General features: G+C 31.9%; 16 protein-coding genes. 5 read left to right on the top strand and 11 right to left on the bottom strand.

Annotation, left to right across the window (positions count from 1 at the left end; translation table 11 throughout):
* Positions 1–7 precede the first annotated feature (7 nt).
* The 3 genes from tsaE to B5E58_RS01925 are packed head-to-tail and all read right to left on the bottom strand — an operon-like array spanning position 8 to position 2,507.
* Positions 8–424 carry a tRNA (adenosine(37)-N6)-threonylcarbamoyltransferase complex ATPase subunit type 1 TsaE gene (gene tsaE, locus B5E58_RS01935; RefSeq protein ID WP_088108007.1) on the bottom strand — a complete coding sequence of 139 codons (417 nt, stop codon included), beginning with the start codon at positions 422–424 and terminating at the stop codon, positions 8–10.
* Positions 425–442: 18 nt separating this feature from the next.
* Positions 443–2,242: a hypothetical protein gene (locus tag B5E58_RS01930; protein ID WP_088108006.1), complete on the bottom strand. Its 1,800-nt coding sequence runs from the start codon at positions 2,240–2,242 to the stop codon at positions 443–445.
* A 10-nt stretch (positions 2,243–2,252) separates the two neighbouring features.
* A complete protein-coding gene (locus tag B5E58_RS01925) occupies positions 2,253–2,507 on the bottom strand; it encodes a hypothetical protein (RefSeq protein ID WP_088108005.1) in 255 nt (84 codons plus the stop codon).
* 277 nt (positions 2,508–2,784) lie between these two features.
* Between B5E58_RS01925 and B5E58_RS01920 the strand changes: the two genes are divergently transcribed.
* Positions 2,785–3,813: a M23 family metallopeptidase gene (locus B5E58_RS01920; RefSeq protein ID WP_158097639.1), complete on the top strand. Its 1,029-nt coding sequence runs from the start codon at positions 2,785–2,787 to the stop codon at positions 3,811–3,813.
* 66 nt (positions 3,814–3,879) lie between these two features.
* On the opposite strand, the gene trmL is transcribed toward B5E58_RS01920, so the two are convergent.
* Positions 3,880–4,368 (bottom strand): tRNA (uridine(34)/cytosine(34)/5-carboxymethylaminomethyluridine(34)-2'-O)-methyltransferase TrmL, encoded by a 489-nt coding sequence (gene trmL, locus B5E58_RS01915; protein WP_088108003.1) that lies wholly within the window; start codon positions 4,366–4,368, stop codon positions 3,880–3,882.
* A gap of 188 nt (positions 4,369–4,556) precedes the next feature.
* Here trmL and B5E58_RS01910 point away from each other — a divergent pair, with 188 nt between their 5' ends.
* From B5E58_RS01910 to ilvD, 3 genes are all read left to right on the top strand, one after another.
* Positions 4,557–4,979 carry a Fur family transcriptional regulator gene (locus B5E58_RS01910; RefSeq protein WP_088108002.1) on the top strand — a complete coding sequence of 141 codons (423 nt, stop codon included), beginning with the start codon at positions 4,557–4,559 and terminating at the stop codon, positions 4,977–4,979.
* 108 nt (positions 4,980–5,087) lie between these two features.
* A complete protein-coding gene (locus B5E58_RS01905) occupies positions 5,088–5,780 on the top strand; it encodes a FadR/GntR family transcriptional regulator (protein WP_088108001.1) in 693 nt (230 codons plus the stop codon).
* 74 nt (positions 5,781–5,854) lie between these two features.
* Positions 5,855–7,522: a dihydroxy-acid dehydratase gene (gene ilvD / locus B5E58_RS01900; protein WP_088108000.1), complete on the top strand. Its 1,668-nt coding sequence runs from the start codon at positions 5,855–5,857 to the stop codon at positions 7,520–7,522.
* Positions 7,523–7,578: 56 nt separating this feature from the next.
* On the opposite strand, the gene B5E58_RS01895 is transcribed toward ilvD, so the two are convergent.
* A complete protein-coding gene (locus B5E58_RS01895; RefSeq protein ID WP_158097638.1) occupies positions 7,579–7,899 on the bottom strand; it encodes a helix-turn-helix domain-containing protein in 321 nt (106 codons plus the stop codon).
* A gap of 114 nt (positions 7,900–8,013) precedes the next feature.
* Here B5E58_RS01895 and B5E58_RS01890 point away from each other — a divergent pair, with 114 nt between their 5' ends.
* On the top strand, positions 8,014–8,244 hold the full coding sequence (locus tag B5E58_RS01890) for a helix-turn-helix domain-containing protein (RefSeq protein ID WP_206608536.1): 231 nt from the start codon (positions 8,014–8,016) through the stop codon (positions 8,242–8,244).
* A gap of 44 nt (positions 8,245–8,288) precedes the next feature.
* Here the strand turns inward: B5E58_RS01890 and B5E58_RS01885 are convergent, their stop codons facing one another.
* The 6 genes from B5E58_RS01885 to B5E58_RS01860 form a co-directional block, all read right to left on the bottom strand.
* A complete protein-coding gene (locus B5E58_RS01885; protein WP_088107998.1) occupies positions 8,289–9,470 on the bottom strand; it encodes an aminotransferase class I/II-fold pyridoxal phosphate-dependent enzyme in 1,182 nt (393 codons plus the stop codon).
* Positions 9,467–9,952: an Lrp/AsnC family transcriptional regulator gene (locus B5E58_RS01880; RefSeq protein ID WP_088107997.1), complete on the bottom strand. Its 486-nt coding sequence runs from the start codon at positions 9,950–9,952 to the stop codon at positions 9,467–9,469. Before B5E58_RS01880 ends, B5E58_RS01885 begins: the two co-directional genes overlap by 4 nt.
* A gap of 69 nt (positions 9,953–10,021) precedes the next feature.
* Positions 10,022–11,011, bottom strand: a complete 990-nt coding sequence (locus tag B5E58_RS01875) for an AIR synthase family protein (protein WP_088107996.1) — start codon at positions 11,009–11,011, stop codon at positions 10,022–10,024.
* A 68-nt stretch (positions 11,012–11,079) separates the two neighbouring features.
* Entirely contained in the window at positions 11,080–12,531 is a 1,452-nt protein-coding gene (locus B5E58_RS01870; protein ID WP_088107995.1) for a VanW family protein, read from the bottom strand.
* A gap of 150 nt (positions 12,532–12,681) precedes the next feature.
* A complete protein-coding gene (locus B5E58_RS01865; RefSeq protein WP_088107994.1) occupies positions 12,682–15,411 on the bottom strand; it encodes a VWA domain-containing protein in 2,730 nt (909 codons plus the stop codon).
* A complete protein-coding gene (locus B5E58_RS01860) occupies positions 15,401–17,188 on the bottom strand; it encodes a vWA domain-containing protein (protein WP_088107993.1) in 1,788 nt (595 codons plus the stop codon). Before B5E58_RS01860 ends, B5E58_RS01865 begins: the two co-directional genes overlap by 11 nt.

Below are 17,188 nucleotides of genomic sequence, written 5' to 3'. Positions count from 1 at the left end.
ACACCTCTTAATCTATTGTAATTTTTCTGTAATCAAGACCTTTCTCAAGGTCTTTTTCAATTCTTATCCATTTTGCGTTGGAAGGAATAGCCTCCATAACTAGAGATGCCCACTCTACAAGACAAACACCTTCACCGAAAAAATATTCCTCGTATCCTATATCGTCAAGTTCCTCAACACATGAAATTCTATACATATCAAAATGATACATAGGAAGTCTTCCATAATACTCATTTACAATATTAAATGTAGGACTTGTTATATGTTCATGTATATCAAGACCTTTTGCAAAGCCCTTTGTAAAAACAGTTTTACCTGTTCCCAAATCTCCCTCAAGGCAATATATATCACCTTTATTGGCATTTTTTCCTATATTTTCTCCAATAGCTTCTGTCTCCTGCGGACTAAAGGTTTCAAATACCATAAAAAATTTTCCTTTCTGTTATTCATATATAAACAGACTTTCAACGCCTGTATCTATCTGTTTTGATTTTCCATTTTCAAATACAAACATACTACCCTTTGTATTCATATAAAGCATTTTGCCCTCACCTATATAGAACATAAAATACACATCTTTATCAATAGTATAAACTGTGCCATTTTCAATATAACACAGATTACCAGCACCACTTTCATTATCAGTTTCCTCTATATAATAAAGAATTCCATTGTCTGTTCCAAAACAATAGGCAGAAGGATTTTCAACAACTTTTTCAGATGTTTTTCCGTCTGTAAATTCAAGTATATTTTTTCCACTTGCATCAGTATATGAAAAAGCTGTATTTCCAGTTAAATCATCAAATATTGAAGTTTTAACAAGAGTACTATTTAAAGGTTCAAAATATCCTGAAATATTCCCGTTTTCATTCACAGATGCAATAACAAGTTTTCCCCCTGTACTCTCTGTATAGTTATCAAAAAACATAATCTTATCACTGCCAGCTGAAATTTTAGTTGTCAAAAGATTTATATTGGAATAACCTTCTATTTTAGAAGGATTTTTGCCTGATTTACATATATATACGTCTTTAGATGATGACTGTATGCTTTGAGACAATATATTAGTAATATCCGAAGGCAAGCCTATCTGTGATATATTTATTTTAGGTAATTTACTAATATCAAGTATTGAATATATTATAAAAGAATTTTTGCTGTCAATACCATAGGACTCAAATACATTTTCAGCAATAACTTTCTTTTCTCCATTATTATAAGAATATAATGTATTTGAAGGTACAGAAATTTCCGTTGTAACTATAAACTGTCTTATACTATCTCTAACCTCTTTACTTTTATAGGCAGCCTCAGCTGTCATGTATTCCTCAAGGGTTTTTCCTGAAAAGGCTAATGGGTCAGGTACAGCTATATTTTTATCTTGTTCAGCCAAATCATCTACAACATAATCAGAGGCTTTAAGGGTAATTCCAACATTTTTATAATAATATAAAGTTTCATCATCACCAGCAACTTTTATATATGGGCTTACATCTTCATCAATAATCTGAGGAGAGTTTACAAAGTCATACATATAAAGTATGTACTTATCCCCTGTCTCGTCACTTTTCACATCAACATAGTAAACTTTATCGCCCTTTTTATTATAGGAATAGCCTGCAACATTTTCACTTAAACATATTTGATTTTCATTTGAATTTATAGCTGTTGAATAGAAACTTCCTTTTTCCATATTCTGTTTTTTATAAACAACATTTTGACCACTGTTGGCAATAAAGAAAACAGAATTACTATCAAGTCCCTTTGATATTTCAAAACTTTTATTTCCGTCATAGCCATATAATGTGAAAGTTTGGTCACTCTCAAAAACTCTATAAGCTATATTTCCCGAAGATTTATAAATATCAAAATCATAAACATTTTTTGCAATCTCTGTTGACTCATTTTTCTTTACATCAAGTTTATAAAGTATGCCTGTACCATTTTCCAATATATTACCTTTATAAAAAACAGTTTTTCCGTCATCAGTGATTGTTGAACCTTCAGAAACAGAAGAAAAACTTTCAGGCTTTGAAGAATAAATATTATCAGCAATTTTTTCTGTCTTAAAATTATTTTTCATCATATATAATGAATTATCTTTTGAATATAAAACAGGGAAATCCGACTTTGAGAGTATTTCATTATTTTTATTATAATTAAAATAAAAAATAACTGATATTAAAGCCGCAATAAAAATAACAATGACACCTACAAATTTTACATTTTTTATTTTTTTCATAAAACCACCCTTAGTAAAACCTTTCTTTAAAAATTAAAAAAGCCCTCTTTATAACAAAAATATCTTTTTTAATTATGTGTCTACCTTTTTTGCCAAATATAAAATTACTTGTATTTTTAGTTTTTACTTTTGATGTTTTTACTTTTTTCTTCTTTCTAAAAATAGAAAAAACTATTTTTAAATACTTAAAAATATTAAATCCCCTTTTTGCCATTGATATGGCTGAAAATCCTGTCTGTACATAGCCTATAATATCTTTATTCACCCTAAGGAATACCTCCTTTTTTTAATATATTGAATAAAAACTATTAACTTTAAAATTATAACACTTCATTACAAAACTAGTCAAACATAGTATATACCCTAAGTTTATGACAAAATACATTCATCTTCAACTTATAAGTTTTTAAAAAATTGTTAACAATTTTAATATATGGTTTACAAATATGTAATAAGCCTATATAATGTATAGCGTTGTTATGTATGAAAATTATGGAAAGGTGATTATATTGTCAACAAAATTTGAAAATTTATTTAATTGTGTGAGAAACGAAAGTGAACTTACATATCTCATACATGAAAAAAACAGCAATGTTGTGACAAACGAAATTTCTCTTAAAAAGAATTATATAAAAATAGCATCATTACTCCTTATTGCAACAGTAGCAGCTGGCGGTTCTGCCGCAGCTTACAAAATAAACACTCTTACAAAGGCTGTTGAGGAGTCCCAAGCAAAACTCCGTGAAGTTGAAATAACAAACAGCAATCTTATGGAAAAAACACAGAACCTTGAGACAGAAAACAGTGTTCTTCAAAATGAAAATACAACTCTCGAAAGCGATTTCAAAAGTATTATACAGAAAGCTGATGAACTTGAAAACAGAATAAACGAGCTTAATGGTGTTAAAGATGAGCTTTACAACACTCTTGACGAGATGAGCAGTATTGGACAGAAATACAAAGAAACAGTTTTAGCAGAGTCTGAGTTAACAGATGAACCTAAAAAATTTACAACACTTGTATACACACCTCTTGAAAAAACAACATCTCTTGCAAGCTCTTTAGCATCAATAGAAAGCATGATAAATATAAATTCAAGTGAGTTTATAGCAGCCGCAGACAATGTTACAACTACTCTTGCAAATAATCAGGCTGAATTTGCTTCAAAAGTTCTTGAAGGTGTAACAATACCTTCATTATGGCCTGCAAATGGAAGAATTACTTCTGGTTTTGCTGACAGAACAGACCCTATAAATGGAGGATATGAATATCATAAAGGTATTGATATTTCTGTTGGAACAGGAAGTCCAGTATATGCAACAGCTGGAGGAAAAGTTGTAATATCAAAATACAGCAGCAGTTATGGATATTATGTTGTAATAGACCATGGAAACGAGTATAAAACACTTTATGCACACAACTCTGAGCTTCTTGTAAAAGTTGGTGACTATGTTGAAGCTGGACAGCAGATAGCACGTTCAGGAGCAACAGGAAATGTAACAGGTCCTCATGTACACTACGAAGTTATAGAAAACGGTGTAAATGTTGACCCAAGAGATTTTATGGCATAATAATTTAAAAAAATAAAGCCTTTATGAAAATTCATAAAGGCTTATTGTGTTTAAAAATTTTTAAAATTACCATTTATAGTGATGAAGTTGTCCTTCTTTTAAAAGTCCTTTAAAATTCTGCTGTCTTAAAGCTTCATAAAGTATTATAGCAACAGAATTTGAAAGATTAAGGCTTCTAGCCTCATCAAACATAGGTATTCTTACAGATGTTTCTTTGTGCTGTAAAAGTATTTCCTCAGGTATACCAGCACTCTCTTTACCGAATACTATGTAATCATTTTCACCATATTCAACTTCTGTGTAAACTTTTTTAGCCTTTGTAGTAGCCATATAAAGTTTAGCACCTTTATTTTTTTCAATAAAATCTTCCCAATTCTCATAATATCTTATATCTAAAAGATGCCAATAATCAAGACCAGCTCTCTTTAAATATTTATCCTCAACAGAAAATCCAAGAGGTTTTATAAGATGAAGAACAGACTGAGTTACAGCACAAGTTCTTGCAATATTTCCTGCATTTTGAGGTATTTCAGGTTCATGTAATACAATATGCATTTTTTATCATTCCTTTATGTTTTGTTTAAAAGTTACAAAATATTCTATCATAGACACCTATCAAAAACAACTCTATATAAAATATTATAAATTGTTTCTATTTTAGTACAAAAAGTATTGACTAAATAGCAATTATATATTATTATTAGATAACAATAATTATTAATAAATAGTGAGGAGCGAGGTTTATGCAGGAAATTTCAAAACTTCTTAGAGAAAACGGCCTTAAAGTAACTCCCCAGCGTCTTGCTATATATAACATGCTGATGAACACAGATAAGCATCCCAGTGCAGAAACAATATACAAAGAACTTGTTGTTGATAATCCATCAATAAGTCTTGCAACAGTATATAAAACACTTGATTCTTTCAAATCATCAGGTCTTGTTAGCGAGCTCAATGTAGGTGATAATTGTGCAAGATATGATGCAGTTACAAAAAGTCACTCTCATATTGTTTGTACATGCTGCGGACGAGTTGAAGATATTAAATTTGATATTTTTAATAATATTTCAGAAAAGGCTGCTGAAAAAACAGACTACAAAATTTTATATGAACAGCTTATATTCTATGGATTATGTCCTGAATGTATAAAAAAACAAAATGACTAATTTTAAAAACCGCTATGCCAAAAGGCCTTAAGCGGTTTTTTTAGTTGAAAAAAGTAATATTTTAATTTATCCTATTATTAAAAAATAATTTTTAAGGTGATGATAAAAATGTCCAGCGAAAGAAAACTTTTATCTGAAAAAGTTGCAAATCAAATCATAGACATGATAACCATAGAAAAGAGATTTTCTCCCGGAGATAAATTACCAAATGAAAATCTTCTTGCTGCTGAACTCGGTATAAGCCGTACTCCTCTTAGAGAAGCAATAAAATATCTCACTGCAAGAAACATACTTGAAATAAAAAGAGGTAAAGGAACATTTGTAACAAAAAATCCTTCTCTCTCTGAAGATTTTGGCATGGAAACTCTAGAAAACATGATAATAAAATTAAAAGACTTATATGAAATAAGACTTATGATTGAGCCACAAATAGCATATCTTGCAGCAAAAAGAGCAACAAATGAAGAACTGGAAAAAATCATACATTACGGAATGGAAACAGAAGCAAAAATATTAAATAATGAGGATAGGACAGAAACAGACAGAGCTTTTCATGGCGAAATAGCGAAGGCTGCTCATAATGATTGGATAAAAAGACTTATGCCTATACTTAATAATGCCATATCAACAGCAGTAAAAGCCTCCCATGTAAGACCGGAAATATTACAACACACTCTAAAAGACCACAGAACACTAATGGAATTTTTAAAAGAGCGTGATGCTGAAGGAGCAGAGCTTGCAATGCGTTTACACATAACTCGTGTTATAAAAGCTTTTGGTTTAGATAACGAAAATTCTTGACAATATGTCATAATAGGATTATCATGACATTATACAACTACGAAGATGTATTATGTTTAAGGAGGTAATGTATAATGAGAAGTGATAAAGTAAAAGTAGGACATCAGGCAGCCCCAGCCCGTTCACTTATGCACGCATTGGGACTTACAAATGAGGAAATAAGAAAACCTTTAATCGGTATTGTAAGTTCATACAATGAGATAGTACCGGGACATATGAACCTTGATAAAGTTGTTGAGGCTGTAAAAATGGGTGTTGCTATGAATGGCGGTGTACCTATTGTATTCCCTGCAATAGCAGTATGTGATGGTATAGCTATGGGACATATAGGAATGAAATACTCTCTTGTAACTCGTGACCTTATAGCAGACTCAACAGAGGCAATGGCTATGGCTCATGGCTTTGACGGTCTTGTAATGGTTCCAAACTGTGATAAAAACGTTCCAGGTCTTTTAATGGCAGCTGCAAGACTTAACATTCCTACAATATTTGTAAGTGGTGGCCCTATGCTTGCCGGAAGAATACACGGACAGAAAACAAGTCTTTCAACAATATTTGAAGCTGTTGGAGCTGTTGCAAATGGTACAATGACAGAAGAAGAACTTGACGAATATGAAAACAAAACTTGTCCAACTTGCGGCTCATGTTCAGGTATGTACACAGCAAACAGCATGAACTGTCTTACAGAAGTTCTTGGTATGGGACTTAAAGGAAACGGAACAATCCCTGCTGTATATTCTCAGAGAATACAGCTTGCAAAACGTGCTGGTATGCAGATTATGGAACTTGTAAGAAATGACATAAAACCAAGAGATATTATGACAAAAGAAGCATTCTTAAATGCTCTCACAATGGATATGGCTTTAGGATGTTCAACAAACAGTATGCTTCATCTTCCTGCAATAGCTCATGAAGCTGGAGTTGATATAGACCTTGACATAGCTAATGAAATAAGTGCAAAAACTCCTAATCTCTGTCATCTTGCACCAGCAGGACACACATACATAGAAGAACTTAACGAAGCTGGTGGAATTTATGCTGTAATGAACGAAATAAACAAACTTGGACTTCTCCATACAGATTGTATGACAGTTACAGGAAGAACAGTTGCAGAAAATATTAAAAACTGTGTAAATCTCAATCCTGAAGTAATAAGACCTGTTGAAAATCCATACAGCACAACAGGTGGTATAGCTGTATTAAAAGGAAATCTTGCTCCTGACTCATGTGTTGTAAAAAGAAGTGCAGTAGCACCTGAAATGATGGTACATTCAGGACCTGCAAGAGTATTTGACTGTGAAGAAGACGCTATTGCAGCAATAAAAGGCGGAAAAATAAATCATGGTGATGTTGTTGTAATAAGATATGAAGGTCCTAAAGGTGGTCCGGGAATGCGTGAAATGCTCAATCCAACATCAGCTATAATGGGTATGGGACTTGGAAGTACAGTTGCCCTTATAACAGATGGTCGTTTCTCCGGTGCATCAAGAGGTGCTTCTATTGGTCATGTATCACCAGAAGCAGCAGTTGGCGGAAATATCGCCCTTGTTGAAGAAGGAGACATTATAGACATTGACATACCTGCAAACACAATCAATTTTAGAGTTAGTGATGAAGAACTTGAAAAGAGACGTGCAAACTGGGTTCCTAGAAAACCTTCTGTTACAACAGGATATTTAGCAAGATATGCTGAAATGGTTACATCTGGAAACAGAGGAGCTATCCTTGAAATAAAAAAATAAAGAAATAATAAAATATATAAAAATGCCAGTCTAAATATAAAGACTGGTATTTTTATTCATAAATAGCTTTTACTTTTCATATATATCATAACATCTATCATTTTATTAATCTGTTCATCTGTAAACTGTGAAAAAAAATTATAATATTTAAAATTCTTTAAATACTCAAAATTTTTAACATTACTTTTTCCAACTAGATAATCAATACTTACATCAAAAAATTTTGAAATCTTAATTAAAACATCTATCGAAGGTTCATTTCTTCCATTCTCATAATTTGAAATAGCACTAGCACCATAATTCAAATATTTTGCTAATTTATAAGCTGTACAATTATTTTCTTTTCTTAGTTGTTTAAGTCTTTCTTTAAATTCCATAATATCCCCCTGTATATATAAACACATATATTTATAATACTATAATTATAAATTTATATTTCAACATCTGTCAATAAACACATATTAGCTATATACTTTAATAAGGTGATGTCTATGATTAATATAGATTATGGAAAAATAAAACTTAATCTTAATAAAATAATAGAAGAAAAAAATATAAGTAAAAACAAATTGGCTCAACGTACTGAAATGCAAAGAACCCAACTTAATAAATATTGTAATCAAAATATACAACGTATAGACTTATCAATTTTAGCAAGATTATGCTATGTTCTTGAGTGTGAAATCTCAGATATTATAGAATACATTCCTCCTGAGGAGTAAAAACAAAAAGACTGATAACAAATAATGCTATCAGCCTTTTTATTTTAATTATTTTCATTTTTTATTCTTTTAACAAATTTCTCTATTCTCTCAAGAGCTCCTTTTATACTCTCAATAGAATAAGCATAAGAACATCTTATAAAACCTTCTCCACACTCTCCAAAGGCTGTTCCCGGAACAACAGCAACATTTTCTTCATAGAGAAGTCTTTCACAAAATTCCTCACTTGTGAGACCTGTTGACTTTATACATGGGAAAACATAAAAAGCCCCCATAGGTTCAAAACATGAAAGCCCCATATTTCTAAATCCGTCAACCATTACACGACGTCTTTCATCATAGGCTTCACGCATAATGTCAATATCTTCTTCCCTTTCCTCACTTGTAAGAGCCTCAAGACCTGCATACTGGCTCATTGTAGGAGCACACATAATTATATACTGATGAATTTTTGTCATCTGTTTTATAAAAGGCTTAGGTGCAGCAGCATATCCCAAACGCCAACCTGTCATGGCAAAGGCCTTTGAAAATCCATTAAGGACTATTGTTCTTTCATGCATTCCCGGTAAAGATGCTATTGACACATGTTTTCTGCCATATGTAAGTTCTCCATAAATTTCATCACTTATAACAACAAGGTCATTTTTTATTATTATATCTGAAATTGCCTCAAGGTCTTTTTTCTCCATAATAGCACCTGTTGGATTGTTAGGATATGGAAGTATTATAGCTTTTGTTTTATCTGTAATTTTTTCTTCAATATCACTTACAGTAAGTCTAAAATCATTCTCCTCTTTTGTTGTAAGAGGAATAGGAACTCCACCAGCCATAACAACACAAGGCTTATACGAAACATAAGAAGGCTCTACAACAAGAACTTCATCTCCTATCTCACATATAGCTCTAAGGGCAAGGTCTATACCTTCACTGGCTCCTACTGTTATAAGTACTTCTTTTTCTGCATCATATTTTATATCATATTTTTCATAAAGATAATCTGCAATGGCCTGTCTTAAAGGTACCATTCCCTGATTTGATGTATAAGCTGTTTTTCCCTTTTCTATTGATGTTATAGCTTCCTCTCTAACATGCCAAGGAGTCTCAAAATCCGGCTCACCAACACCAAGAGATATTACACCTTCCATAGTACTTACAACATCAAAAAATTTACGTATGCCTGATGTAGGCATTTTTTCTATACTTTTTGCTATATACTGTTTGCTCATGGCGAAACTATCATCCTCTCATCTGATTTAAGGTTCTGTCCCATAACTACACCGTGGTCTTTATAATTTTTAAGTACAAAATGAGTAGCTGTTCCAATAACGGCATTTATTGTTGAAAGTTTATCAGAAACAAAGAAAGCAACTTCCTTAATATCTTTTCCCTCAACAATAACAGTAAGGTCAAAACCACCTGACATAAGATACACTGCTTTTACTTCTGGAAAACGAAGTATTCTGTCGGCTATTCTGTCAAATCCGTCACCTCTTTGAGGAGTAACTCTAACCTCTATAAGAGCTGTAACGTATCTTCTTTCTGTTTTGTCCCAGTTTACAATGGCACTATAACCACAGATTACTTTTTCTTCCTCCATTTTTTTAATCTCCGCCGCGACTGCTTCTGCACTTACGCCAAGAGTTTCAGCTATGCTTTCTGCTGACATTTCGCTGTTTTTTTCTAATAAAGAAAGTATTTCCTCACGCATAATTTGTACCTCCGTTAAACATTTTATTTGATTTATTATACTCATATTGTAAAAATTTATCAATAGAAATCACAGTTTTACTCTGTAAAGTTCATCACTTTTTGGTGGTAAAAGCTCTCTTTTACCTTCTTTTCCCACAATATATTTTCCATTTTCTATTATCTCGCCTATTACAGAAGCCTCAATTCCTGCATTTTTAAGCTTACAGACAAGGTTTTCTCCTTCAAAGGCTGTAATTATCATTGAACCACTAGAAATAAGACTGTAAGGGTTTATATTGGTAAAATTACATATGGTTTCAGTTTCTTTCTTAAGAGGTATTTTATCCTCATATATAATTATACCAGTATTTGAACAGTCAGCCACTTCCCAAACAGCACCGAAAATTCCACCTTCTGTAACATCATGCATGGCTGTTGCACCATGTTCTGTTGCTATTTTTGACTCTGGCAATACAGACAAAAACCCACTCATTTCAATAGCTGATTTTAAAATTTCATCATCAATTTTATTTTTAAGTTTATCATAATAATCTGTGGCAATTATAGCTGTACCCTCAAGACCTGCCCATTTTGTCATTATAACCTGCTGTCCAACTTTTGCCCCACCGGATGATATAAACTTCTTATTATTCGATTTTCCTATTACAGTGGCTGAAATAACAGGCTTTGTGACAGCCTCTGTAACCTCTGTATGACCTCCTAATATTTCTATACCAACTTCATTGGCAGCTTTATATGCTCCCGACATAATCTCTTCAAGAAGCTCCTCAGAGCTATTTGGAGGAAGTAAAATTGTAACAAGTATTCCAACAGGCTCTCCACCTGATGAAGCTATATCATTACAATTTATATGAACAGCAATATATCCTGCATTTTTATCAGCTCCAGTTATAGGGTCTGTTGATACTATACACATTTCACCTTTCATATCAACAGCAGAACAATCCTCTCCCGTTTTTGGTCTTATTACTATTTCATCACGTCTGTTTTTATTTCTATTTATGGGATTTAAAACAATCCTTTCAAGGACTTCCGCCGGTATTTTTCCTATTTCCATAATATAATATATCCTTTCTTGACTAAAAATTAAAAAAGGAACGTAATTACTACGTTCCTTTTTGATTATTACTGTGTTGCAGCAGCTGTATCTGTTGTTGCAGTTGCTTTCTTTGTTCCCACTGTAACTTCATCAGCTGTTGCTCTATATGTTGAATTGTTGAAAAGTGTTCTGCTTACTTCATTTCCATTTTCGTACACAACTTTGTATGTACTTACTTTGTGTCCAACCTTTCCTGCATAGGTAACAACTCTTTCACCTTCTGGAAGATTTGGGTCATAAGTTATTTTCTCGGCTGGTTTTGGAACACTTCCATTATAAACTGTCTCATATTTTACACTATGACCACTGTCATGGATTTCGTAACCATACACATTTGTTATAATCTTGTTTGTAGTAATGTATGCTTCAAGATAAACCGGATAATCAGTTGAATTTTTAAATTTAAGGTCTTTATAATCTCCTGCAATAGCTGCATCCATACCCATAGGTACATAGGCAACTGTAAGAGAATGATTTGACCTTTCAACAATATCAAGTTCAGCATTTATAACTGCATTATAGAGAGTTGTTGTAACCTGACAAACTCCTCCACCTACACCCTGCTCAACTTTACCATTTACATATACTCCGGCATCTTTATAACCATTTTCATATGTCTGTGGTCCAAGAGTTGCATTCATTGAGAATACTTCTCCTGGTGCAAGAAGTGTTCCATTTACACTAGCACAAGCAATTCTAAGGTTTTCATTTCTTCCCTCAGAACCAGGACCATTTGTAAATGATGTGGAATAACTTCCTATAAGTGTAGTTGCCATCATATTTTGTTCTTTTGTTATTGTAGGAAGAAGTTCTTTTGTCTCAGCAGTAAACTCTCCTGCCTGTCTACTTTTAAGCTGTTCTTTTAACTTCTCAGCAGTTTTTTCTACATCAAGCTCATAACCAGCTTTTTCATCAGTTGCTACGAACTGTCCTCCTGATTTTGTGAGCTGAGAATTTTGTGCTGGCACATCAAACTCTGCTTTAAGCTCATTTAAAACTGTTGTAACCTTTTCTGTATCATAAGAATATTCTGGTTCTATGTCAATTCCGTTTTCTGCATATCCAAGTACTTCTTTATATCTTGATTTAAGGTCTCCGCTTCTTCCGCATTCAAATGCTTTTTTAGCTGCACCCTCAATATTATAGTGAGCTCCAAAATCAGCAAATGTATACTGATATCTTCTGTCAACATCGGTTATATCTAATCTCTGGCTTTCCAAAGGTTTTTGAAGTTGTTCTCTTAAAACTTCAACAGCCTCCGCCTCTGTCTTTCCTGAAAGGTCTATTCCAGAAACTTTAACCCCTGTATATATTGTGTTAATTTCAACAGTATTAACCATTTCCTCATAATTTTTCTTATATGTGTAGTAGCTCACAGCACTGAATATTGCAACAACGGCAACAATCGCCAATAATATTACTTTGATATTAACTTTTTTTGTCTTAACATTTTTTTCTTTTTCGGCTCTCCTGCCCATCAATACTGCCTCCTTAAAAACATATAACTAGAGTATACAAAAATTTTTACAAATTTACAATAAAGGTCTTATTATTTATCATTAAATTTTTGTTACAAAAAATATAAATGCTTGAAATACAAGGATTTCAAGCATTTAAAAATTAAAAAATTATTTTTCTCTTTTTTTCTTATTTTTAAGAAGTTTTGCTGCTGTTGAATTTGTTTGACTACTTTTGACTGTATTTTCAGTTTCTTTAGTAATTTCCTGTTTAACTACTTTTGTTTTAACATTTTTATTTTCAGAAACCTTTACTTCTTTTCTACCGTTAAAAATACCTACAATTATTTTTTCAACTTTATCTGAAACAAAATAAAATCTTCTTGCAAAAACATCAAATAAAAATACAATCAAAGCTAATACAATGAGAATTTTATCAATTTTAACAGTATCATAAACAACACTTTCATTAGCAGAATAAACATCAGAAGGTGATGATATAATTTTTCCTCCTGTTGTTTCAACAATTTTATTTATAATATTATCTCCTTGCGATACTCTCGTTATGTCATACTCAAGAGGATAGTGTATATTAAAAGCAGTATTTATATTTTCTGTTTTTCCCTCTTTATCTGTAACTTGAATATTCATAACATAAGCACCTTCAGTAGTTTCAGGAATTTTTCCTGTAAAAACTCCTGCCAATACAGCTTCAAAATTAACATCATATTCTTTATTGTCAAAAGACACTATTTTACCACTTATATTATTTATATTATTATTTTTAGGAATTTCAAGAGTTATTATACTTTCAGAACCATTTATTTCAGCAGTAGCTTTCACTTCATCAGAAATTTGTTTTTTCATTATCCATGATACAGTATTTCTTAAAATTGTATTTCCTGTATCACTAGAAAGCCAGTCTGATGTCCATTTTCCGTTTACATCACTTGTCCAAACGGCACTTCTTCCTATTCCATACTGCCATGTTGCCAAAAGTGGTTCTTCCTTGTCTGTCTCAAGAACCATATCTGCTCCCGATTTAAGGGTACTACTTATATATCCTCCAACCTGTGGAACTTCTGAAATATTTTCCGTTATTTCAGAATAACTTCCAGCAGAAGGATAAAAATTTCTGTTATTTATATAGTCTTTTCCAGCCAAAAAAGTCTCATTGGCAAATATTTTTGGAAGGTCTGTAAACTCATTTGTAAAATAGTATCGTCCATTACTTTTTTCAGCAAGACTTTTTAAAAGTTTTGTATCAGCACCACTTCCAACAGCTACTGTTGATAATGTTATACCTTCATTATTCATACTCTTTATAACACTATCATAACCTGTTGTCTCTGCCTGACCGTCTGTTAAAAGTATTATGTGCTTTATTTTTGCATTAGTAACACTAAGTTTTTCATAAGCTTCATTCAATGCAGGAAGTATACTTGTACCTCCGTCAGGCTGCATTTTTGCAACTTCATTTTTTATAGCTGTTCCATTTTCACCTAAAACAGTAGGCTCCCAAACCCACTCTGGAAAATCGTCAAAGCTTAATACTCCAACGGTGTCTTCAGCTCTCAAAGTGTCAATACTTCTTATTACAGCTTCTTTTGCCATTTCCATTCTTGATATACCATAATTGGCATCGCTCATACTTCCTGAATGGTCAATAACAAAAACCATTCCAATATCAGGATTTTCACCTTCAGTTTTAAGCTGCATATCAACAGGCAACATTGTCTCAAGCTGCGTTCCAAAATATCCACCTAAAGCCAATGAATTTTCACCGGAAGTCACTAAAAGACCACCACCCATATTTTTTACATACAAATCAAGGGACTGTAAAAACTCCTGTGAAAGATTGTCTATATTTACATCTGATATGACAACAGCGTCATATTTTTCAAGCTGTTCTATTGTTGATGGTGCAGATTTTCCGTCACTTGAAACAACATTTAATTTTGATGCTTCAAGTATTTTTTTAATCTCTCTACCACTATCATTTTCATCTATAACAAGAACAGAAGGAACATCTTCAATATAACAACTTTCATAAATCTGATTATTTTCGCTATATGTATCTATTTCCGGCTCTATAACAGCTCTATAAATAACAAATCCACCTTCTGTTGAAATATCATTTACAGCAATATTATTTGTACCTTTATTTATAACTATATTTTCATTATACACAAGATTATTATCTTTATATAATTTTAAGACACTATTTGTATTAATTGTACTGTCAATAGTAACTCCTACCTGATAGCTTACATTTCTATTTATATATCTATCCACATTTAGTGATGTTATCTGAACTTCATCACCCATATTCACTTTTGGTATATAGGCATCAACAGTAATATTTTTTGATTTCAATATTCCAGCTTCTTTGACAACATCACCTGTATTTTCAACACCGTCACTGACAAGCACAATTCTTTTAGCTGTATTGTCATCAAAAAGAGTTGATGAAAGTTTTAATCCTTCCTCTATATTTGTTGAGCTATCAGATACATATCCCTTAAAACTCCAATCAAATATATTTTCATCAGGTTTCTTTTCAACAACAGCATTTGAACCAAAAACAACAGCACCATAACGCATGTTATCATCTGTATATTTTTTTGACTGGTCAAAAAAATCTTTTGATTTTTCAGCAGCTTCTCTACTACTTGCAGACAAGTCAACAGCAAATATTGTAGTTACAGTATCTGTAACCTTTGAAAATCTAATACCTGAAAGAGCTAATATTAAAAGTATACAAACAATGCTTCTTATTACTGTAAAAAAGTTTCTTTTTATTTTGCTGTACCCTTTCATTTTAAAAGCTGTAAAAATTATTACACCAATAAATATAGGTATCAACAAAAGCCAAAAAGCATTGTCAAAACTAACTCTCATGACAATTCACCCACCATTCAACAATTAAAGCCAAAAGAACTATTATTATAAGTATTCCTCCAAGGCTTTTATCTGTGGAAGACACTTTTTTAACAGCAGTTTCTTCCCCATTATTTTCATATTCTGCAATATTATCAAAATCTCTTACAGTATTAACTGCAAATACACTTTCTTCTGTAATACCTGAACTATTATTTTCACAAAGTGTATATATGCCTTTCTCATCAGTTGATGTAAAAACATCAGCTGGGAAAGGTGGTGCAATATTAACTTTATCACCAGAAGGTTTTAAAATATAAGCCTCCTTTGTATCAGGAAGAAGATTTATATTTACATCATCACCAGTAAATATATTTAAAATATCTGTATTTCTTTCTGGGAAAAAATAATTTATACAGTTATACATAATAATAGGAAATTCCATTTTAAGAGGTATATCTGTATTTCTAACATCAAATGAAAAAACAACAGTTTTCTGTCCTTTATTATCTCCATAAAAAGCAACAGGCGTATCACCACTTTTTAAAAATACTTGTCCCCATGAAGGAACTTCAATATTTTTAGCTTTAAGTATGGCAGCATTCATATTTTGTATATTTTTTGTAATATCACAGCTAACCTCTGTCACATTTTCTGAAAGCTCTGTTTCTCCCAAAACATTTAATATATTATTTTCTTTTGGAGGTGAAAATACCATAACATGACCATCTTTAGGCATATTTTCAGGTAAAACTCCATCATATATATAAAGCGAATATCCTTCTGCATTATTTATAAAATCTTTTTCACCTTTATATATTTCAATCCCTGGTATTACAGACAATACTTTTTCTATAAAAATATTATCATCAGAGAAAAGCAAGGCTTTTTTTGATGTATTTTTATTTATAGTATAGTAATACTCATCATCATATTTAAAATTATCCTCAGGACTTAAAACAGCCTTTAAATCAGTTATATTACTACTATCAATATCAAAATACAAATCGGCATTTGATTTCCCTTCAATATCAGTTTCCAAAACATCTATAATATCGTTACCATTATACAAAGTAACATTTCTTTTTACAGTTTCATCACCATAATTTTTGACCTTTACAAGAACATTTCCATTATTTTCGGAAAGAAGTGATATTCCTGCATTGTCATCAGAATTTTTAACAGATACAATTTGTATATCTTCTAAATCTCCACTGTCAAAGCCTGTATCTGTAAAAACATATACATTTCCATCATGGTTTGATTTTACAGTCTTTATAATTTCAAGAGTAGCTTTCATGTCAACACTTTCAAGAGATTGTTTTACATCACTCACAACTCTTTTTGCATTGTCTTTACCCTGACTATGTTCAATAACAGTGTGAGGGTATTTACCGGCAGATACAACAGTAAAATATGTATCTGGCGAAGCATTATCAATTATTTTTTCAATCTCTTTTTTGCTATATTCAAAACGAGTTGGAGAAACATCAGTGGCACTCATACTTGCTGATGTATCCATAACAATTATGTAGTGGGAGGCTTCCTTTCCTCCTTTTATATAAGGCTCTGAGAGAGCAAAAGCCACCAAAGCCACAACTATTATCTGTATAAACATAAGTATATTTTTTCTAAGTTTCTGCCATGGCTTTTTTGCAATAGAACTTGCAGCAGCTTTTTTCCACAAAAAAGAGGAGGGAACTCTGACCTCTTTATGTTTCTCCTTAAGAATATACATTACTATAATTAAAGGTATTCCCAAAAGGGCTATAAACCCAAGGGGATTAAAAAAGCTCAT

Source organism: Tyzzerella sp. An114 (genome assembly GCF_002161055.1).
Classification (GTDB): domain Bacteria; phylum Bacillota; class Clostridia; order Lachnospirales; family Anaerotignaceae; genus Fimicola; species Fimicola cottocaccae.
Note: the sequence above shows the minus strand (reverse complement) of the source record. Positions and strands in the feature narration are given on the sequence as shown.